Origin of the sequence: Mucilaginibacter sp. SG538B, assembly GCF_013376065.1 — a bacterium.
Taxonomy (GTDB): Bacteria; Bacteroidota; Bacteroidia; order Sphingobacteriales; family Sphingobacteriaceae; genus Mucilaginibacter; species Mucilaginibacter rubeus.
In genome coordinates, this window is the sequence record NZ_JABMJI010000003.1 from 318,098 (window position 1) to 340,425 (window position 22,328).

Consider the following 22,328-nt stretch of genomic DNA (forward strand, 5'->3'; position numbering starts at 1 on the left):
ATTGGTTTACTAAACGCACAATCGCTCCCCCATTCCTAACTTATTGCTGTTCTTTGTAGACTATTGCAAAATGCCCTAAACAATTGTTATAGCACTTTCAACAATTGTTGTAATAGTATGATTATAGGTTGGCCTATTTTTATCAGCAAGCCGGCCGGCAATTTTGACTGCCGCGAAACCTAAAAGAACATCAAATGAATCTAAGGATCTTTTCTCTTACCCTGTTGGCAATCGTCTTGTTATTTGTTGGTAATGCATCAGCCCAAAACAAAAAGTTTTATATTTTTTTGTGCTTCGGCCAATCAAATATGGAAGGTAACGCACGCATACAGCCACAGGATACCGTAGTTGATCCGCGTTTACAAGTACTGGAAACTGTTGACTGCTCTAACCTTAAACGGGCAAAGGGCAACTGGTACACCGCCGTACCACCATTAGCACGCTGCAATACCGGCCTCACCCCTGCCGACTACTTTGGCCGCACCCTGATAGCAACCCTGCCCAGCGATGTAACAGTTGGTATTGTGAACGTATCGGTAGCTGGTTGTAAAATTGAATTGTTCCAAAAAGACAGTTATAAGGACTATGCAGCCACCGCCCCTTCCTGGATGGTGAATATGATCAACGAATATGGCGGCAATCCCTATGGCCATTTGGTCGAGATGGCTAAACTGGCACAAAAATCCGGTGTAATTAAAGGCATCTTGCTGCACCAGGGCGAATCTAACCCAAATGATACGCTTTGGACACTGAAAGTGAAAGGCATTTATGATATGCTATTAAAAGATCTTCACCTGAAGTCCAAAAAAGTTCCCTTGCTGGCTGGCGAGCTTGTTAATGAAGACCAGGGCGGCAAGTGCGCTGCTATGAACCACATAATTGATAAGCTTCCTGAAGTTATCTCCAACGCATATGTGATCAATTCAAGCGGCTGCCCGGCCGCATCAGATAAGCTGCACTTCACCGCTGAGGGTTATCGAGTTTTAGGCACCCGATATGGATTACAAATGCTCAATCTGTTGGGTTACAAAGCATCAGCCACCACCTATCCTATACAAGTTCAAACAACAGGGAATGCCGGCAGGTAACATCGATATTTTTCTATCCGATAAAATGAAAACTTTCTTAAGCCACACTTTTGACATCTATTTTCTTCACCCGGTACTCGGATGGCAGAACATTATATTTTGCCTTGAATGATTTGGTAAAATAATGAGGCGTCGAAAAACCGATGGAGTATGCTATCTCTGCAATGGTCAAATCGGTTTTTTCGAGCAGTATGGCTGCTTTGTCCAGTTTTATGGAGCGGATAAACTCCACAGGTGGCTCGCCGGTTAGTTCGGTGATCTTGCTATAGAATGATCCCCTGCTCATACTAAAATGATGGCTGATCTCCTCGACGGAAAATTTAGGGTTGTTGATGTTTTTCTCAATATACATCACCACATCTTTAATGAACCGTTCTGACGAGGATTCGATATCCATGTCTGCCGGGATAACTTTTATTTTTTTCTGATAGGTTTCTTTAAGCGACTTATTTAGATGAAGCAGGTTTTTAATTTTGATATTCAGGATATCGAAGTTGAAAGGTTTGGTCAGGTAATCGTTCACGCCCAATTCCAGCCCTGCAAGTTGCTCTTTTTGGCTGGCCATTGCCGTTAATAATATAATGGGAATATGGCTGGTCCTTTTATCGGCCCTAAGTTTACAACTTAGCTGGATCCCATCCATATATGGCATACTGATATCACTAACTATCAGGTCGGGATGTACGGCAAGTGCTTTATGCCACCCTTCACGGCCATTAGCCGCCTCCGAAACTTTGTAAGTTGCAGCCAGGCTTTCTGACAAGTATTGCCTCATTTCATCATTGTCTTCAATGACCAGAACATGGAGCCGGTTAACACCTGTGGCAATCGCCGTCTTCGGTTTATTGTCCCTGTCATCGTCGATAACGACTGGGGCAGCCTCAGGCGTATTTTGCTCATGCATTGCTGTCTCCGATAGATTAATTACAGGCAATGAAATTGATAAGGAGAAAATTGAGCCTTTGCCTAATTCACTTTTCACACCAATCTCGCCGCCATGCAACTGCACAAGCTCGCGTGTTATCGATAAGCCTATCCCGCTTCCCTGATTAAGTATGGCAGGCTGGGCATCTGCCTGATAAAACCTGTCAAAAACATGCTTAACCTGCTCGGTTGCTATACCGGTACCTGTATCCGCAACCGAAATACCCAAGCGGTATGAATTGCCGTCTTCTGATATAACAGGGGCGGTAACTTCAACAGTAATTTGCCCGCCAGGCATCGTAAATTTAAATGCGTTGGATAGCAAGTTAAATAATATTCGCTCAACCTTATCATGATCAAATTTTACAAATAACCTTTCCCCGGCAGTTTTAAATACCGTAACAATTTTTTTTCTATTGGCCAGGTCATAAAACGAATCTGCTACTTCGCGAACAAAAGAAATAAACTCTCCCTCAACCAAATTCAACTTAAGCTCATTCTCTTCAAGTTTCCTAAAATCGAGCAGTTGGTTAACCAGGTTAAGCAACCTGCGCGAGTTTCTTTTAATAACACCTAATTGTTCGGTAACAGGCCCGCTGTTAGGCTGCTCCAAAAGCTTATCAACAGGCGCCATTATCAAAGATATCGGTGTCCGGAATTCATGGCTCAGGTTGGTTAAAAACTTAATTTTCATCTCATCCAGTTCATGACGGGCTTCGGCTGCTTTACGTTCCTGCTCATCGTGCAATTTCTTTTTAAGCTTTTTAACACCCTGCCTGCGGATGAGCAACAACACGCCAAAGGCCAGCAAAACATAAAGCACATAAGCATATATAGTCATCCAAAAAGGCGGCTTCACTATAATTTTCAACGATGTACCGGTATCATTCCATTTACCATCATTATTGGATGCCCGTACCCGGAACGTGTATTCTCCCGGATCAAGGTTGGTATAACTGGCCGTTGTTGATGTTCCTGCATTTTTCCAGGTATTGCTAAATCCCTCTAAAATGTACGAATATCGATTTTGCTGTGGAAGGGTATAATTAAGCGCCACAAAGTTTATGGAGATGTCTTGTTTATACTTTATGGTGATCTCTTTTGCCTCACTGATATTAACAGGCAAGGGGTTATCACGATTGGGCGAAATACGTTTATTATCTATACTAAGCGTAGTTAATACAACCGGGGGCAGATTTTTATTAAGCCTTACATCTGATCCTTTAAAATAATTGAAGCCGTCGACGCCGCCAAAGTAAAGCGTGCCATCTGCGGCAATAATACCCGACCCGTTTAAAAAAACATTGTTTTGAAGCCCGTTATCGTTACAATAAACATAAAGTTTCTGATCAGCAGGATCAATTCTCCCGATACCCTGGTTTGTACTGAACCAAATATTATTGGTTTTATCCTGCAAAATTTTACAAATTACACCGTTCGGCAACTGGCTATTGTATTTAAACGGGGTTATTTTTTTAAGCCGATGATCATAAAAGAAAAGGCCATCGCCGTTGGTACCTATCCACATATTGCCGTTAGTATCGCGTTTTAAAGACAACACCTCTGCTATAGGCAAACCTGTATTGATTGGATTAAGTGTCTCGAACACTTTGGTAGCCGGGTTATAAATAGCGATGCCCGTACCATACGACCCGATCCACATATTGCCGTCATTATCCTCTTCAAAAGCCCTGATATAGCCATTCGATGGCATTTTATAACCTTTTACGGACACTAAGGCGGGTTTAAACCGGCGGAAGCTATCAGCCTTCGCGTCAAAAATATCGATACCCGCGCCATTAGTACCTATCCATACATTACCCAACCGGTCTTCCTTGAAGCAGAAAATGTTATTTTGACTGATATTTAACTTTCCGGTACCGCTGGTGAATTGTGTATAGCCATTGTTTGCGGTATTGAGTTTAAAAAGTCCGTGGCCGAATGTTCCTATCCAAAGTTGTTTTTTATGATCCAATAACATAGCCAGAACAGGCAGGCCTGCCGAATTTATTTTTTCCTTCGGCTGAATAGCGATATGAGTGAAACGGTTGGTTTTGTTGTTGAAAATGCTAAGGCCGCCGCCGTCTGTCCCCACGTATAGCTCATTGTCATTTTTTTGCGCGAAAGATGATACGATTGGCGCGCGTAAACCGTAAGGGTCTAACTCAGTGGGTTGCACATAATTAAACAATGTGAGGTTTTTGTCGTATTTATTGATGCCGCCCATATAGGTACCCACCCAATAAATGCCTTTAGGATCGATATAAATGCTGCGGATGGATTTACTGTTAAGGCTGTACGGATCGCGCGGGTCATGGCGGTAACGGATGGATTTCCCGGTGTGGATATCCATAACATTCAAACCGCCTTCGGTACCAACCCAGATGTGGTCTTTATCATCAGCGGCAATGCTGTAAACAATGTCACCACATAGCGACGTCTCATCCTTATCATTATAACAGTAATTAACAAAGTGTTCACCATCCTTATCCAGGCGGCTTAAGCCATTAGCTGTACCTACCCACAAATTGCCCGTTTTATCCTGCGAAACTGTCATTACAACATCCGAGGGTAAACTACGGGTATCGTTTTTTTGATGACGGAAGGCTTTAAAACCTTTATGCGTATCATCATATAAATACAAACCTAAATTGGTACAAATCCATATCCTGCTGTAACTATCCTCAAAAATACAGCCCATGCTTTTAACAGGTATCTGCCCTGGTTTGCCTGTCCCGGTTTCAAAATGGCTGATATATTTACGATCGGGGCTGATCACATCAAGGCCGTTTACCGTTCCCACCCAGATCTCATTTTTATCGTTTGCACAAACGGCGGTAATAACACCCTGGCTTAAACGCTGCCCTTTTAAGGGCGAACTAAAGCTTTTGAAATCATCCGCCGCCTTATCGTAATAATACAAACCAAAACCGATAGTGCCTACCCATAGCGTACCGGCACGGTCCATGCTGATACTGCTTATTTCGTAGGAACCTGGCTCTACCTGCCTTTTGGCACCCAATGTATAAACTTTAAACTTCCTTCCGTCATACCTGTTCAGGCTTTCGGAGGTGCCAACCCACATCATCCCGTTATTATCTTTTACGATGGCATTTACGGCGTTACCCATTAACCCTTGCCTGGTGGTTAATGCGGTAAATTTCAGGTTAGGCTTTTGAGCATTTGCCAGGAAACTGAGGTTGGCCAAAACGACTAAGGTGAGTATAACGCGCACAGTGCCTGCCAGCACTGTATTGATCTTTTTGCGAATACACAAATCGGGTACAGAATGCATCATAACAAACAGGTTACTTTTTTCCGGAGCGGATAACCCGCAGGAAAAAATTGTTGATGAACTATGGTTTTAAAATTGGTGTGATTGACGTCTTCGAACAAAACATCATTATCCAAATCTACATTTTATGATGATGAAACAGGCAAACATTTGTTCAAAGAAATAACACACTTGTTCAATTGAACCGGTAATTATTGTACAAAAGTACATATCGACGAATTTGCGGCAATGATATCGCTCCACATGGTATCGACAAATGTTGTAAAATTATGCTAAAAACTGCGTGCCTTGTTTTTAATATAAAAATACTTTTATAATAAGAAAAAGCCGCTCAAAACAACAGGATAGCCATTATAAATTATTTTTAAATATTTCATCCCGGATCAACTTTTCATAAATAATGAAAACTGGCTCCGGTTAAAGTCAAAACAAAACAACTACTTAATATGTGTAACAATAACAATTAATCACAATTTAATCATTTATCGTATTCCGTGTATTTCACCGGATCAAAACAGTCCCGGCACTTTACTATTAGCCACAATTTATAAACCTCAATATTCTATTATGAAACCAAAATGTTTACTTGCCTTGTTGGCCGTTACATGTGCCTCCAGTCTCTGCATGGCACAAACAGCTTCAATTGCCGAAGATTTCAAACCATCAACTTTTAACCAGCCGGGACAAGAGTACCCCCAGGTAAACTCGCAAGGCTACGCGCGCTTTCGTATTAAAGCCCCACAGTCGGACAGTATAAAAGTTAGCCTTGGCCTTGGCGGGCGCGGGGGCACTAAGCTCACAAAAGGAGCTGACGGGTTCTGGACCGGAACTACAGAAGGACCGATGGATGAAGGATTTCATTACTACCACTTAACCATCGATGGCGGGGTATTTAACGATCCGGGCACATTAAATTTTTATGGATCAACACGTTGGGAAAGCGGCATTGAGATCCCCGCGCACGACCAGGATTTTTATGCGCTTAAAGATGTTCCGCATGGCAATGTGCAGCAGATCCTTTTTCCTTCAAAAAGCACCAATATCCAGCGCAGGGCTTTTGTTTACACGCCACCAGGGTACGAAAAGGATAAATCAAAAAAATATCCGGTACTATATCTGCAGCATGGCTGGGGCGAAGATGAAACCGCGTGGAGCAACCAGGGCCATGCCAACCTGATTATGGATAACTTAATTGCAACCGGTAAAATACAGCCATTCATTATTGTAATGACTTACGGCATGACCAACGACGTGAAGCCCGGCCCTGGCGCATTTAAAAGTTTTAAGATTGATCACTTTCAAACAGTTTTAACTGACGAGCTTATCCCCTACGTTGATGCAAGCTTCCGCACACGTGCAGACAGGGCTCACCGTGCAATGGGGGGATTGTCAATGGGCGGTATGGAAACGCATATGATAACACTAAACAAACCCGAGCTTTTTGCCTATTATGCCCTGCTTAGCGGCGGAACTTATTCGCCGGATGAGCTAAAAGACAAAACCAAACCTAAACTGATATTCATAAGCTGCGGCAGCAAGGAAAGGCCTGATGGCGTTAAAAATGCCGTGGTTGCTTTAAAAGGTGCGGGATATGACGCGGTATCTTACATCTCTGAAAACACCGCACATGAGTTCCTGACCTGGCGCCGTAGTCTTTACGAACTTGCGCCTTTGTTATTTAAAGAGTAAATACCAATTACATTCACGTGGTTATATACCAAGAAGCCCTGCCGGCATTTTACCGGCAGGGCTTCTTGGTATAAACGGGTTAACCTAAATCCACCTCCCCGATCCCTTCTATTCGAAATCGGGGAGTGATTGTTTAATTTGAAATAATGCTCCTTTAACTTGTTAATTATGCTGACCTAACTGATTAGCAGCTCCTGACAAAACAATGTACTGCGCACAGCCTGCTATTGTTACTTCATTCTCCCCCCAGAAAAACGGCCAGTCTTCCTTGTTTTCCGGAAAATCGGGTTTAAGCAGCAGAATACCGGGCACTACGCCGCCGGCAATAAACCTGAAGTCGGCCCGGTTATTACCGTAGGTTACTTTTTTTGAACGTACACCTACCGCCGATACAAACGAAAGGTTGGAATAAGGATGACATCCAAAGATATAATTCAACCCTTTGTAAACATATTCCGGACCGATTATATTAGGGAAATACTTATTGGCGTAATAGTTGGTAATGGCGTAATTGATCACCTGCCCGCTACCGCCCCAGCCGCCCGGAGTAACAGGCACACCATAGGGATTTTGTTTATCGTACTCATCGCATGAAGCTTTGTACTTTTGCATATAGGCTGCTATTTTATCCTGATAATCTTTATCCATATAAGGGTAAGCGTGCAACGCGCTTATCATGCCAAAGCCGGGAAAGCGATCAAGCATCGGCATAATCAGCTTTTTGAAATGATCTGCATACTGCTGATCTTTGGTTGTGATATACAATTGAAGAGCGGCAAGCATTTCGTTACCGGCAAGGAACCTGTTACGTGCCCGGGCAGCCGAGTCCATGTGCATTTTCAGGCTGTCGTCTTCGTGCCAGAGTTTCAATGCACTTTGCAAACTTTTAGCAGAGAGCGTATCATTGTACCCTTTTAACGCCCTGCTGGCAGCGGCAAGGGCGGCGGTAGCCTGGTAATCCAATGCTATATTCCTTGTAGTGAACGCCCACCGGTCATCCATGGTACCACTTGATTTACCGTCGGTTTGGTAGGGCTTCAGCGAGGCGTTATAAGGCAGGTTATCTGTTTCGTTAACGGCGTCCCCGAGGTGATGGTACTGGTGCAAATTAGGCACTATGATTCCGCGCGCCGGGTGGCCAATATTCACGACCTGTGCCACCAGGTTAAGCGTACCGTGTTCAATTTGCTGTAAAAGATCAGGCTTACCGTCTGGGCGGTGTATATCTACGTACCGGGTCGGGTAATCCACATAGGTTTCATCGCGGTTGATCTTGAAATTCTCCCAGGCTTCAACAAAACTCAGCACAACGCTGCAGTGCGATGGCGTTTCAACATCAAAATCGCCGGCATCAAACCAGCCGCCAACATTAAGCCCGGGGATGCGTTCAAGCGGTTTATATTTGGTATCAGTAGTTGGCCCCATCTGGTACGTATCAAAATGCTGGTGGTTGGGAGGTGCCTGCAAGGCATCATCAAGGAAAGGCGCGCCGTGCCATACTCGGTAGGCCTCGTTAACCATCATGTGATCCATCTGAACCGGAAACCAAACATCCATTGTGGGATGCCCTATATTTTCATAAGCATTTGCATTGATGGGGAATGCATTGGTTTTTTGGTCGCCGTAGGCTATAACATATAAACCTGCCTTTTTAACACTGCTGAAGTCGAACTTCAAATAATTGTAACGGGTAAATTGGCCCCAGTGCTGTACGGCTGCTTTAAGCCGCTCAACGTATTTCCCATCGGGAGTTACCTCAAAAAGTGTGGCAGTTTGTAATGGCGTGTCATTTTTATCCAGTTCTATTACTGCGGTCTTTTGCTGCTCCGGGCGGTAACCTACCTGCGAAAACTCAATTACGGGCGCACGCTTCCAACCAGGTACGGCATTTGGCTCAATATACCAGGTTAATACTTTGCCCGTTTTTCCTGCCGGCAATAAACTGCGGACGATAAACCATCCGTTTTGCGCAAGGCTTCGGCCGTCAAACAACTTAAGGTCGGTATCAAACGATTGAATCTTAATGGTACGCTCAGGATCTTCGGGCGCCATCACCAGGGTTTTACCGGTAGCCAATGGCGCGGGCTCGATAAATTCGTTGCGGCCACGATCATCAAATGTACTATGGCCGGCAAACTGCGGGATTTTTTGGCTTGAAGGAAGCATCTTTGTTAAACCTGCCGGGTACAGCGGAAACTCGCCCGGTTTTCCATCAATCAAAAATGTTTTCTCAAAGTAAGCAGATGGTATAATTTCCAGGTTGAAACCTGCCCTGCCTGCTAACTTTTCCGGTACCGGCTTATCGAGGTATAAATTCAATTCAACGCCATTGCCTTTCGGCGTAACCGTGATCCTGGAATCAAAATCATAGTCAGCATAACGCATAGTTACATCAACTTGATGGTTGACGCTATCAACCTTACGGTTAACCAGTGTGGGCACCAGGTCCCATTGCTCGGGTGTGTTCTGCAGCCGTACCGCGCCGCCTGTAATTGTACGCACGCCGTGATGTATCAGCTCGACACCCGCCGTTTTCTCATCCTGAAAGATCCCGTTATACTGGTTACTAAATACGAGGACGTTTACGCCGGGCGTTTCGAAATAACCCAACTTGTTTAGTTTTAGTTTTTGAGCCGTGCCCCGGAGGGATGACAGGCAAAAAATTAATGCCATCACCATCATGACCGGCTTCGGTAAGTAAATTTTCAATTGCATGGTTTATAAGATTTATTAAAGAAGTTTATGATCGGAATACCGATTACGGACCGTACGAAAGTATCCGTACAGAAAATGGTTTGCTACCACAATCCAATATTTTGATACCACGAATGTATCTGCATGGCTTCGTTCCAAAAAATGCTATATGATTGTTACAATCAGCCGCAACCAACCGCTGCCGCAAGCATTCCAGATATCCAAAACAAACTGGCTATCAATACAATTAACGATTCAAAAAAAGAATAGCGGGCGTATTTTCCGGCTTCCTGTTCATTTACGCAAACCGGGTTGACGGTTCATTTTCCAGGTCTTAAACATTCGTGCTATCATTATCATGATTTGTGTTAACCGCGGCAAAGTGCTTGCCCTACTTTCGGGTATTCCTCAAACGAGCAAAAACTAACACAATTTAATCCGCTTTAGTGTCTTTAATCCGAAAGGCAATCAGTTTAGCGGATTAACTGACAACAAAATTATGAAGAAGATAGCCTACCTAACCGTCATCGGCATTTTGCCTGCCTTGCTGGCCCTTTCACAGCCGGCTCTTAAACATTCACCGGCCGGTTTCGACACTTACCGCGCTGGTATAGCACACGGAAAATTAGATACCGTTACCTACAACTCAAAAACAGTTGATTCCAAACGGCGCGCGGTAGTTTACCTGCCACCCGGGTATACCGCTAAAAAAACATATCCTGTTTTGTACCTGCTACATGGTATTGGCGGCGATGAATTTGAATGGCTTAACCAGGGCACGCCCCAGGTGATATTAGATAACTTGTATGCCAATAAAAAACTGGAACCAATGATCGTTGTGTTGCCCAACGGCCGCGCCATGAAAGACGACCGTGCCACCGGCAATATAATGGCCCCGGATAAAGTTGCCGCGTTTGCAACTTTTGAGCATGACCTGCTGGATGACCTGATCCCCTATATTCAAAAAAAATATCCAGTTTATACCGATCGCGAACACCGGGCACTGGCCGGATTATCAATGGGCGGTGGTCAGTCACTTAATTTTGGGCTGGGCAACCTGGATAAATTTGCCTGGGTTGGAGGCTTTTCATCAGCACCCAATACCAAAAAACCTGAAGAACTGTTACCTGATCCCGATGCAGCCAAAAGCAAACTTAAGCTGCTTTGGATCTCCTGCGGCGATCACGACGGGTTAATGTCGTTCAGTAAACGTACACATGACTACCTCGAGCAAAAAAATGTACTGCATATCTTCAATGTCGAGCCGGGAATCCACGACTTTAAAGTTTGGAAAAATGATCTTTACCTGTTCTCGCAGTTCCTGTTCAAACCTGTGGATATCGATAAATATAACATGATGATCTCGGGCGGCCCTGCATCTACCAATATCAGAGGCTCAAAATATCCTTTTATCCAACCCGACCACCGGGTGCTTTTCCGTGTCAAGGCGCCGGATGCTCAAAAAGTTCAGGTTGACCTGGGCAAGAAATATGACATGGTAAAAGACACGGTCGGTTATTGGACAGCTACAACAGATTCAATTGGCGAAGGCTTCCATTATTATTCGTTGATTATAGATGGCGTTGCTACAACCGATCCCTCCAGTCAAACTTTTTATGGCATGGGGCGCATGGCGAGCGGCATTGAAGTACCTTTTGACCGCGGCGATTATTATGCTGTTAAAAATGTTCCGCATGGCGATATCCGCATCAAAACCTATTTTTCAACCGTCACCAAATCATGGCGAAGGCTGTTCATTTACACTCCGCCTGGTTATGACGCAAGCCAGCTTAAATACCCCGCGCTGTATATATTACATGGCGGCGGCGAGGACGAAACCGGCTGGGCAACCCAGGGCAAAACCAATATGATCATGGATAACCTGATTGCGGCCGGGCAAGCGAAACCCATGTTAGTGGTAATGCCCGATGCCAATTTCGGCGGAGGTTTTGGTGAAGCCGGTCTCAAAACCTTCGCGAGCGAAATAAAACAATGCATTATCCCCTTTATAGAAAAGAACTACCGGGTTAACCGTACCGCGCAGGGCCGTGCCCTGGCCGGGCTTTCCATGGGTGGACTAAATACCCTATATACAGGTATCTACAATACTGATACATTCAGTTACCTTGGCGTATTCAGCTCGGGATGGATTTTACCTGCACAAAACAGCATCGCTGATGCACAGTATGATTTTATGAAGAAAAATACTACCAAAATCAAGACCAACCTAAAAGCATTTTGGATTGCGATGGGCGGCAAGGAGGATATCGCGTATAAAAACTGCCAGGATATGCTGGGCAAGCTGGACGAGATGAAAATAAAACATACTTATTACGAGTATCCGGGAGGTCATACCTGGCCTGTTTGGCGAAATGATCTTTACCAATTTGCCCCCATCCTGTTTAAATAATTAATGATCAAAAAAATCAGATCAAACACATTCTGTTCATGAAAAATATTAAGTTCTGGCTATTGCTATTCGGATCAGTATTGGGCTTCGCCGGGCGATCCATGGCACAAAATCCATTAATCAGGGACCAGTTTACGGCCGATCCCTCAGCCCGCGTTTTTGGCGACAGGGTATATGTTTATCCATCGCATGATATTAAGGCAACGCCCGGCCATGGTCGCCCTGGTTGGTTTTGCATGGAAGATTACCACGTTTTTTCATCAGCAAACCTCACCGACTGGACTGATCACGGCATGATCATCAGTCAAACAACAGTGCCCTGGGCCGACCCTGCTTCGTACAGCATGTGGGCTCCCGACTGCATTTTCCGCAACGGCAAATATTATATGTACTTCCCTACTACCATGAAAGGCAGCGAAAACGGTCGCGGCTTTACAATTGGTGTTGCCGTGGCCGATAAACCTTATGGACCGTTTACCCCTCAGCCAGAACCTATAAAAGAGGTGCATGGCATCGATCCTAATGTATTTATTGATAAAGACGGACAAGCCTACTTGTATTGGGCACAGGGAAACCTGTATGCTGCAAAACTTAAAGAAAACATGCTGGAACTTGCTTCAGAACCAATAATTTTAGCCCAACTGCCTGATAAAGGGCTGAAAGAAGGCCCTTACCTGTTCGAACGCAATGGCATTTATTATCTCACCTACCCGCATGTGGCCAATAAGATTGAGCGACTGGAATATGCTACCGGCAACAACCCGATGGGGCCTTTTAAATTTGCAGGCGTGATTATGGATGAGTCGGCTTCCGGCTGCTGGACCAATCACCAATCAATCATCCAGTTTAAAAATCAATGGTACTTGTTTTACCACAACGACGACCTATCGCCGAATTTCGACAAAAACAGATCGATAAGGTGCGACAGCCTGTTTTTTAACGCCGACGGAACGATCAAAAAAGTTATCCCAACCCTGCGTGGCGTGGGGATCACCAAAGCCTCAGAAAAAATACAGATAGACAGGTACAGCGATAAGGACAGTACCGTTAAAATCTCCTTTCTTGATACCGCAAAAAGATTTGACGGCTGGAAAACTACGTTCAAGAATGCAGGTAGTTGGATCCGTTACAATCGTGTTGGCTTCGAAGGCAAAAAGTTTAAAGAATTGCAGATCCTGGCAAATGCAGCAAGTAAAGCAACTATAGAAGTGCGGCTTGGCGATCCCAACGGACGCATATTGGCTTCGGCAAACATTGCCGAAGGGAACGATTGGCAAGTTATACAAACCCGCCTCTCTTCTCTCCCATCTAAAACCGCCAACCTGGTAATAGTATTAAAAAGCGGCACCGGCGTTAATATCGACTGGATAAGTTTCAAATAAATTAAAATTACACCTGCAACTGATCCAACATGAAATTTAAAACGATTACAACATTAAAATTCCCGCTGTTACTAACTGGATTTGTCGCTCTGGCATCCTTTACGAACCGACAGGCCCTACACCATAACGCAGATTATGGCCGGGCTGCAACCTCATCACATAAGGCTGATAAGGGATTGAAAGATTATTACCGAAAGTATTTTCCTATCGGTGTTGCAGTAAACGCGGCTGCACTTAGCGGACCTGAAGCAGAACTGATTGCAAAGGAGTTTAACAGCGTAACACCGGAAAACGACATGAAAATGGGCCCCATTCATCCGCGCGAAAATGAATATAACTGGAAAAACGCCGATGCTATCGTAGCATTCGCGCAAAAGCACCACATGAAAATCAGGGGCCATAATTTGCTTTGGCATGCGCAGGCACCTGCGTGGATGTTTAAAGACAGCACGGGCAAACAGGTAAGTAAAGATGTGTTACTGAAACGGCTTAAGGATCATATTACCACGGTAGTCAATCATTTTAAGGGTAAAATATACGCGTGGGACGTAGTTAACGAAGCCATTGATGATAAACCCGATAACTATCTGCGTAACTCATTATGGTACCAGATATGCGGCGAGGATTTTATTGCCAAAGCGTTTGAATACGCCCATGAAGCCGACCCAGATGCCCAGCTTTTTTACAACGATTACAACAGTGAGGTTCCATCCAAACGGGATAAGATTTGTAAATTGCTCAGGAACCTTAAAGACGCCGGGGTGCCTGTAACCGGAGTAGGTTTGCAGGGCCACTGGAAATTAACTGACCCCAGTTTGCAACAAATAACTGAAGCTATGGATAAGTATGCAGCACTTGGATTAAAGCTGCAGATCACGGAGCTGGATGTTACGGTACGTACAGGCCCACCGCGTAAAGCAGGCGATCAAACGCTAACGGATTCCGCTTATACGGAAACTATGGCCGCTCAACAAGCCGAAAGGTATAAGGCCATTTTTGAAATCTTCAGGAAATACAAAAAAGTAATAACCGGGGTTACTTTTTGGAATGTATCAGACCGGTACAGCTGGCTTGATTTCCGTGGTGGCGGTATTGCCGGAGGCGCAGCTGCGACCGAGGGCACAAGCCGCAAAGTGATCAAAGCCTACCCGCTGTTGTTTGATGAAAAACTTCAGCGTAAAAAGGCATATTGGGCAGTGGTTAACTTTTAACGTAAAATGAATGAAAACAAAAAACATCGCATTTCTTAAACTGGCAATTACCTGCCTTTTATGGCGACTGGCAGTTATGCCTTTAAACGCGCAGACTGCACAAAATCCCATTATATATGCAGACGTTCCGGATGTATCGATGATCAGGGTTGGTGATACTTATTATGCAAGCAGCACCACTATGCATCTTAATCCGGGGCTGCCAATCATGAAATCAAAAGATTTGGTGAACTGGCATATCGTAAGTTACGCGTATAATACGCTTGATGGTGGAGATGCCCTCAACCTGGCAAACGGAGCAAACGCATATGGCAGAGGATCATGGGCAAGCAGCTTGCGTTATCATAACGGTACTTTTTACGTTTCCACATTTTCGGGCACTACCAATAAAACCTATATCTACAGCACAAAAAACATTGAAAAAGGCCCATGGAAAGAAATGTCCTTTAAACCGGCATTACATGACCACTCCCTTTTTTTTGATGATGACGGCAAAGCTTATATGATCTATGGGAGCGGCAAGATCATGCTGGCCGAACTGAATGATGACCTGTCTGGCGTCAATCCTGATAAAAAACCGCAAATCCTGATCGAGAATGCAAGCGCTGCTGCCGGTCCCAATATTGGTTTGCCTGCCGAAGGCTCGCAGCTATTCAAAATTAAGGGGAAATATTACCTTTTCAATATCAGCTGGCCTAAAGGGGGTATGCGTACCGTTTTAATCCACCGGGCCGACAAGTTGACCGGTCCTTATGAAGGCCAGGTAGGGCTCCAGGATAAAGGCGTGGCCCAGGGCGGGCTTATCAATACCCCGAAAGGCGATTGGTATGCCTATTTATTTCGTGATTTTGGCGCCGTTGGCCGGGTGCCGTACCTGGTACCGGTTACCTGGACAGATGGATGGCCTGTATTGGGTGTTGATCACAAAGCACCAGATACGCTGGATTTACCCGCGAATAAAAGCCTGATCCCGGGTATTGTATCCCCGGATGAATTTAGCCGTAAAAACGGCGAGCCAGTGCTGCCGTTGGTATGGCAATGGAACCACAATCCGGATGATCAGTTATGGTCGTTAAAAAAGCGGGCCGGCTACCTGAGATTGACCACCGGGCGGCTGGACAGCACAGTACTATCGGCACGTAACACCTTAACGCAGCGCACTATTGGCCCCGAATGTTCGGGAACAACTTTAATTGATGTTTCCAACATGAAGGATGGAGACTTTGCAGGGCTGGTTTTACTGCAACGAAACTATGGCTTCGTTGGTGTAAAATCAGATCATGGCTCCAAACAAGTAATTATGATCAACGCGCAATCCGGATCGGCTATTGAAGCGGCCAGCATACCTCTAAAGCAAACAACTATTTATCTTAAAGCAAGCTGCGATTTTACTAAGCGAACAGACAAAGCCTACTTTTTTTATAGTCTCGACGGGCGCAAATGGGAGCCTATTGGCACACCGCTGCAAATGGTTTATACGCTCCCCCATTTTATGGGATATCGGTTCGGCCTGTTTAACTATGCAACCAGGCAATCGGGCGGTTATGTTGATTTTGATTTTTTCCACATCAGCAATGCACAATAAAACAGTGATGCATCAACCTGTCACCATTTCAGAATAATTAAGGAATACCAACAATGACAAAAAAGCTACTATTCTTATCTGCTTTATGTTTAAGTGCATTCAGCGGTTTACAGGCGCAAACCCGCCTCAACCTGGATCTTACCAAAGGTGTGAACGTAAGTCCGAAGCTTTACGGGCTCATGACGGAGGAGATCAATCATTCGTATGACGGAGGTTTATATGCCGAACTGATCCGTAACCGGGTTTTTAAGGATAACCCAAACCAGCCCGATGGCTGGAGCGTTGTTCAGGATGGCGATAGCAAGGCATCGATACAACTGATTGGTGCCGATCCGGCCAATGTGCCTTTTGATCAGGGGCGCAATGCTATTAATGCAGCACTTACAACCTGCCTTAAGCTTACGGTTAGCCAGGCAAATGGTAACCGCGCGGGCATTGCCAACAATGGCTTTTGGGGTATTCCGGTTACACCGTCAGCTACTTATCGCTGCTCATTTTATATCAAAACCGGCACTGTCAATTTTCCGCGGGGTAACCGGCCCGACGCTGCTCCGCCTGCAACCGCTGTTACAGAAGATGGCCCCGGTATCATCAACATTAGTTTGGAAAGCACCGATGGCAAAACAACTTACGCAAGGGGCACAATCAACCTCGAAAAAAGCATGTACTGGAAAAAGCATGAGTTAACCATCACAACCGCTGCAAATATCAAACCTACTGCCGACGCGCGTTTTGTGATTTCATCTACCCGGACAGGCACTTACTATTTTAACCTCGTTTCCTTATTTCCCCCAACGTATAAAAACAGGCCAAATGGCAATCGCATTGATTTAATGCAGATGATGGCCGATATGAAACCTACTTTTCTTCGCTTTCCGGGAGGCAACTTTTTAGAGGGGCCGTACCTGGGTGATGCCTTCCCATGGAAAACAACCTTAGGCCCGCTGGAACAGCGCCCCGGCCATACAGGCAGCTGGGGGTACCGGGCAAGCGACGGTATGGGCCTGCTGGAATTTTTAGAGTGGTGTGAAGATTTAAAAATGGAACCGCTTTTAGCAGTTTTCGCCGGTTACTCATTACGTGGTGACCACATAGATGCGGGGCCTTTATTGGAGCCATATGTTAAAGACGCGCTGGATGAAATTGAATATTGTATTGGCGATACCAAAACTTACTGGGGTGCAAAACGGGCTGCCGACGGCCATCCCGCTCCCTTTAAACTGACAGATATAGAGATAGGCAATGAGGACTGGTTCGACAGGTCGCATAGCTATGATGGGCGCTTTAAACAATTTCAGGCTGCTATAAAAGCCAAATACCCCCAGTTACGCTGTATCTCTACCATTGAAAGTTATAAGCCCGATAAGGTGACCAGCGTTAAACCCGAAATGGTTGACGAGCATTATTACCAATCGGCCTGGCAGATGGAAGAAGACGCAGCGAAGTATGATAGTTATAACCGTGCAACCAGCCCTAAAATATTTGTGGGCGAATGGGCCACCCGCGAAGGCGCGCCTACCACTAACCTGAATGCCGCCCTCGGAGATGCCGCCTGGATGACCGGGATGGAACGCAACAGCGACCTGGTGGAGCGGTCATGCTATGCACCATTATTTGTGAACGTAAACCAGGCAGGCAACGGCCAGTCTAAAGCATGGCAATGGGATTCTGATCTGATTGGTTACACTGCCCTTAAAAGTTATGGATCGCCATCCTATTACGTACAAAAAATGTTCGGCAGCTACCTTGGCACTAAGGTGGTGCCAATAACAGCAGAAAATGCCCCCCTACGCAAACCGGCAGTTAAAGACACGGCCGGCATAAGCCATTGGCCGGCAAACGCGCGGCGCCCTAAAGCCGAGCGTCCGGCGTTATTTTTTGTTTGTACCCGGGATGCCAAAAACGTATACCTGAAGGTGGTTAATACCGATGATATGGCCCGGGAAATCACCATCAACCTGAAAGGCGGAGATGTAGCTGCAAATGGCACCCTGGTAGTACTAAAGGGCGATAAGCCGGAAGATACCAATACCATTGATGAGCCAACAAAAATCGTCCCGGTTACGTCGACCATAACGGGACTTGGCCGGTCATTCAAACACACCTTTCAGCCTTACTCTGTCAACGTCATCAGGCTGTCGAAGCGTAAATAGGCCATTGAGCTGAAGTTCAATTCAAATATATTATCAAATGCGAAAAGTCGGGAGTTGCCCGACTTTTCGCATTTAATTTAAGGGTTCGGGCGAATGGCTTGCTCACCTGGCTTGAACCATAATTAATTTGCTCGCTATTGGCCTATAACCGGCTCAAGTATGCGGCGTCGGCAAAGAGCATGGCGTACTTGTGGATTTTAATCTGTAAACCTGTTTTAGGATCTGGACACTATCAATCGATCCCTTTACTTTTTAAGTATGACAAGGCTCGAGCCAAAACCAAATCATCACTCCTTATAACACTTTCCACAGTCTTTTTGACATATATGTCAATTTTGACGCCACGCCTTTGTGTTGGCGTTTTATTAGTATAGTAAACTCCGTAGCTGGAATAAGATATAACCATTTTCCCACCAACGGGTATGCCAATTTTAACGCCATCGGCCCCGGCTGTTTGGCTGCCAATGGTCACAGCACCCGGAATGGTCTGAAAACACATTACTGAATACTCCCCTTGGCTTTGGTTTCTTTCGTCAGCCAATACAATCACCTGTCCCTTATAGGGTGTTTTATTGATTTCACCCATCTTAGCGGACTGTTTCCAGGTAAAATAACCAGGATTGTCAGGAATCATTAGCAAAGAGTAATCTATTGATTTAGGATTTGGCAGAAACATGCCGAATATATTGTAAAAAGCATCATTTTGTGGATAATTACGTACGTCAAATATTACTGCTTTCTTGCTTCTGATCAGATTTTTTATGGTATCCAAATTCCCGCTCCAAATTTGTGCGGCGTATACATAAGCGATAGAATTTCCAACTGTTTTGTATCCGGTCGCATTAGATTGATATTCGGTTAAGTCCCGCCAATCCCGCTGTGATGGTAAAATACATTTTACTTTAACGTCCATTATCCGGACTCCCCTTTTAATTTTCAGTTTTTGGTAAGCTTTTGGGGTATTGAATAATACCCAGGACAGATAATGGTTACGTGATGCATTGTTCGATCCCGAAACATAAGCCCTAAATTGTTTCATTCTTACACCAACAGGACTATTGTCAATACTTAATACAATATCTCCCTTCTGTAAACGGGCTTTGTGTGTTAAAGTGCCGTTGACCAATTTGGTTATTATCACCGTATTATCTACAATTTTTGCATAAACTGGTGCGGTGTATTTACCAAAAACAAGATTATTTATCGATGTATTATCCCCATCCTCGAAACTAAACTGTGCATGACCATCGTTGAGGGTAACGGTAAGTTGAAGCATGGCTCTATAATAAGAGAGAATATCTTTTGTATTGATCAATTTTGGGATAAACCGAGTAAGGACATTGTTCCAATCCTCGCCAATAAGGTATTTATATGGTGCAAAGTAATTGATGGCATTCCAGAAACGGGCTAAAAATAACAAACGGTACTGTTCATTTGGAAGAATCATGTTTTGGTATTTTTTTTCGCCGCTGTAGTCAGCCGCTTCATAATTTTGTTTTATGTATTTATTAGCACCTTGATTACGATAGACGTATATTTCTTTTAGTTTATTTTGAAGCTGATGACTGATGTATTTCGAATTTGCTATCCAACCCAAATTATGATTTAGCGTAAATAACGTATCGACAGTTGGTCGAGGCTTATTTTGGGGGATGGGTCCGAGGTTGTCTATGGTAGTAATTAGCATCTTGTTAAGCTCGCTTACAGATGCGTTTTGCATTTTATCAATATCATGCACATAAACAGAATCCCAGTCAACTATCCCGCGAGCTACTGATGGATGATGATATTTTAAAAAACCCCATATCTTATCGTAAATTGCGATCTTTTCATACCGTGTTTCACCAAAACCTGCGGTGCTTGTCAGCAGAAATAATAATACACAGGATAGCTTTGCGCAAAGGAAGTGTTTCATAATAATGACAATTAAGTATAAGTTATATGGAATTGGTTTATATAAAACAAAAATGACTCCTTGAACCCGGTAAGCTAAATAAATTAGACCAACTTGTTTACCCGCCTGTTGAATCCTGTCTTTTAATAGTTCAACATGCAGAACAAGGTGTTCATCGAAAATTCTATTGCTTATTATTTAATAAGTGTAAATTGAGCCATGCCATTTGCTACGCTTAATTATAAACAGAAGGGCTTAGTTGCCGAAACATCTTACTTATTTGTGATTAGTATTTTGAGCCCATTTGCAGTAGGCTTAGCAACCTGGTCTCAGCATACATTGGCAAACTCATTTGGTTATGTTGTAATCAATATTTTGCAATTACCTGTTATCATTTTACTTTATCGCTGGTATTTACCCGTTACAATCGGGAAAAAGCGCTATTGGATGTTTATTATTCTATTACCGATATATTTTGTTTTATATGGTTTAAATGAGCGATTCGGAATATTAGCCGTTATGTACATGCCTTTTATACCGGAAGTTTACCGGAACAATATCAGTGGTGCCCGGCCTTTAGATTTTACTCAGGGGTATTTTAATACGGATATTGGCATTACTATTCTCGTTATATTGGCAGCTACTTCTTTATATATTATTAAGCTGCTATTCAAGCAGCAATATAAGGTCAGTACGCTGGAAACCGAAAAATTAAAGCTTGAACTCAACCATTTAAAATCACAGATTCGACCACATTTTTTCTTTAACACTCTTAATAATATGTATTCGTTGAGTGTTCATCATTCTCCTAAAACGCCATTGATGATTAAGGATCTCTCAGAAATTATGCGTTACGTGCTTTATGACACTCGTCATGAAAGAGTATCATTACAACAGGAGATAGATTTTATTAAAAGCTATATCAGCCTCGAAAATTTACGCCATACCAAGCCTGATATAATTGACTTTGCTGTCCAGGGTGATATTGACAATATAAAAATTGAGCCATTGCTGTTTATGCCACTAATCGAGAATACTTTCAAGCACGCCCTACATCGGGATATCATGGACAATTGGGTAAAATTGATTTTGGCGGTCGATGAAAACGAACTGATTTTTCAAACATCCAATGCCAAGCTTCCTGCTAATGATAACTATGACAAATCGCAAAGTGGTATTGGTCTGCTAAATGTGCGAAAACGACTCGACTTGCTTTACGCTGGCCGGCATGAGCTAATTATTTTTGAGGAAGAAGAAACTTTCACGGTAAGTTTGACCATTCAATTAGACCCTTTAAATGATTAATTGCATAGTAGTTGATGATGAGCCACTGGCAAGGCAGCTGATAGTTTCCTATATCGAACAGATGCCTGATCTGCATTGTTTAGGAAGTTACCCGACAGCCGTTGAAGCATTTACTGCTTTGCATCAGCACCGGGTAGAGGTGATCTTTATCGACATCGAAATGCCAGGAATCAGTGGACTTAATTTTATAAAATCCTTGAAAACCCATCCGAAAGTTATTTTCATCACGGCATACACCGAATATGCCGTTGAAGCTTTTGAAATAGAGGCTACGGATTATCTGGTTAAGCCGGTCATGTTTGAGCGTTTCCTGAAGGCAGTTCAAAAGGTCGGTCTGAATAAAAATGAATCTCAACGAATCAATCAACCAACGGCTGAAATAACAAATATCTTTTTGAAGATTGATAAAAAGTTAGTAAAAATTAACCTTTCATCTATCATTTATATTGAGGGTTTAGGTGACTACGTTAAAGTACACACACCCAACCATACTTATGTTTCATACATGGCCCTGGGCAAACTCGAAGCACTACTTCCAAATTATGAATTTATCCGCATCCACCGTTCCATTATTATTAATAAGCATCTTATTCAATATATTGAAGGTAATTTCGTAAGAATCGCTGATATTGATTTACCAATTGGATTAACCTACAAAGCAAATTTGTTTAAGAGCGTAGAATAAGTGAACTACTAAA

General features: G+C 43.9%; 12 protein-coding genes. 9 read left to right on the forward strand and 3 right to left on the reverse strand.

Going from position 1 to position 22,328, the window contains the following annotated elements:
• Nucleotides 1-194 precede the first annotated feature (194 nt).
• On the forward strand, nucleotides 195-1,088 hold the full coding sequence (locus tag FHW88_RS17435; protein WP_090526124.1) for a sialate O-acetylesterase: 894 nt from the start codon (nucleotides 195-197) through the stop codon (nucleotides 1,086-1,088).
• Between the two features lie 37 nt (nucleotides 1,089-1,125).
• On the opposite strand, the gene FHW88_RS17440 is transcribed toward FHW88_RS17435, so the two are convergent.
• Nucleotides 1,126-5,310, reverse strand: coding sequence for a hybrid sensor histidine kinase/response regulator transcription factor (locus FHW88_RS17440; protein WP_176627233.1), 4,185 nt, complete (start codon nucleotides 5,308-5,310; stop codon nucleotides 1,126-1,128).
• 564 nt (nucleotides 5,311-5,874) lie between these two features.
• On the opposite strand from FHW88_RS17440, the gene FHW88_RS17445 reads away from it, so the two are divergent.
• Complete coding sequence (locus FHW88_RS17445) at nucleotides 5,875-6,996, forward strand: alpha/beta hydrolase-fold protein (RefSeq protein ID WP_176627235.1); 1,122 nt, start codon at nucleotides 5,875-5,877, stop codon at nucleotides 6,994-6,996.
• A gap of 162 nt (nucleotides 6,997-7,158) precedes the next feature.
• Here the strand turns inward: FHW88_RS17445 and FHW88_RS17450 are convergent, their stop codons facing one another.
• Entirely contained in the window at nucleotides 7,159-9,711 is a 2,553-nt protein-coding gene (locus tag FHW88_RS17450; RefSeq protein WP_218117230.1) for a glycoside hydrolase family 9 protein, read from the reverse strand.
• 478 nt (nucleotides 9,712-10,189) lie between these two features.
• Between FHW88_RS17450 and FHW88_RS17455 the strand changes: the two genes are divergently transcribed.
• Genes FHW88_RS17455 through FHW88_RS17475 form a run of 5 tightly spaced genes read left to right on the forward strand, consistent with a single transcriptional unit; the run spans nucleotide 10,190 to nucleotide 18,431 of the window.
• Nucleotides 10,190-12,100: an alpha/beta hydrolase-fold protein gene (locus tag FHW88_RS17455; RefSeq protein ID WP_176627236.1), complete on the forward strand. Its 1,911-nt coding sequence runs from the start codon at nucleotides 10,190-10,192 to the stop codon at nucleotides 12,098-12,100.
• A 38-nt stretch (nucleotides 12,101-12,138) separates the two neighbouring features.
• Nucleotides 12,139-13,482, forward strand: a complete 1,344-nt coding sequence (locus tag FHW88_RS17460; protein ID WP_090526130.1) for a family 43 glycosylhydrolase — start codon at nucleotides 12,139-12,141, stop codon at nucleotides 13,480-13,482.
• Nucleotides 13,483-13,511: 29 nt separating this feature from the next.
• Nucleotides 13,512-14,693, forward strand: coding sequence for an endo-1,4-beta-xylanase (locus FHW88_RS17465; protein ID WP_090526131.1), 1,182 nt, complete (start codon nucleotides 13,512-13,514; stop codon nucleotides 14,691-14,693).
• A gap of 10 nt (nucleotides 14,694-14,703) precedes the next feature.
• Entirely contained in the window at nucleotides 14,704-16,278 is a 1,575-nt protein-coding gene (locus FHW88_RS17470; RefSeq protein WP_176627238.1) for a glycoside hydrolase 43 family protein, read from the forward strand.
• A 53-nt stretch (nucleotides 16,279-16,331) separates the two neighbouring features.
• Nucleotides 16,332-18,431: an alpha-L-arabinofuranosidase C-terminal domain-containing protein gene (locus FHW88_RS17475; RefSeq protein WP_176627240.1), complete on the forward strand. Its 2,100-nt coding sequence runs from the start codon at nucleotides 16,332-16,334 to the stop codon at nucleotides 18,429-18,431.
• A gap of 232 nt (nucleotides 18,432-18,663) precedes the next feature.
• Here the strand turns inward: FHW88_RS17475 and FHW88_RS17480 are convergent, their stop codons facing one another.
• Entirely contained in the window at nucleotides 18,664-20,346 is a 1,683-nt protein-coding gene (locus tag FHW88_RS17480; RefSeq protein ID WP_176627242.1) for a S41 family peptidase, read from the reverse strand.
• Nucleotides 20,347-20,544: 198 nt separating this feature from the next.
• On the opposite strand from FHW88_RS17480, the gene FHW88_RS17485 reads away from it, so the two are divergent.
• Together FHW88_RS17485 and FHW88_RS17490 are read left to right on the forward strand one after the other, a co-directional pair.
• Nucleotides 20,545-21,630 carry a sensor histidine kinase gene (locus FHW88_RS17485; RefSeq protein WP_176627244.1) on the forward strand — a complete coding sequence of 362 codons (1,086 nt, stop codon included), beginning with the start codon at nucleotides 20,545-20,547 and terminating at the stop codon, nucleotides 21,628-21,630.
• The gene (locus FHW88_RS17490; protein ID WP_176627246.1) at nucleotides 21,623-22,315 is read left to right on the forward strand and encodes a LytR/AlgR family response regulator transcription factor; all 693 of its coding nucleotides are present in this window, start codon (nucleotides 21,623-21,625) and stop codon (nucleotides 22,313-22,315) included. The genes FHW88_RS17485 and FHW88_RS17490 overlap by 8 nt, the downstream gene beginning before the upstream one ends.
• Nucleotides 22,316-22,328: the final 13 nt, after the last annotated feature.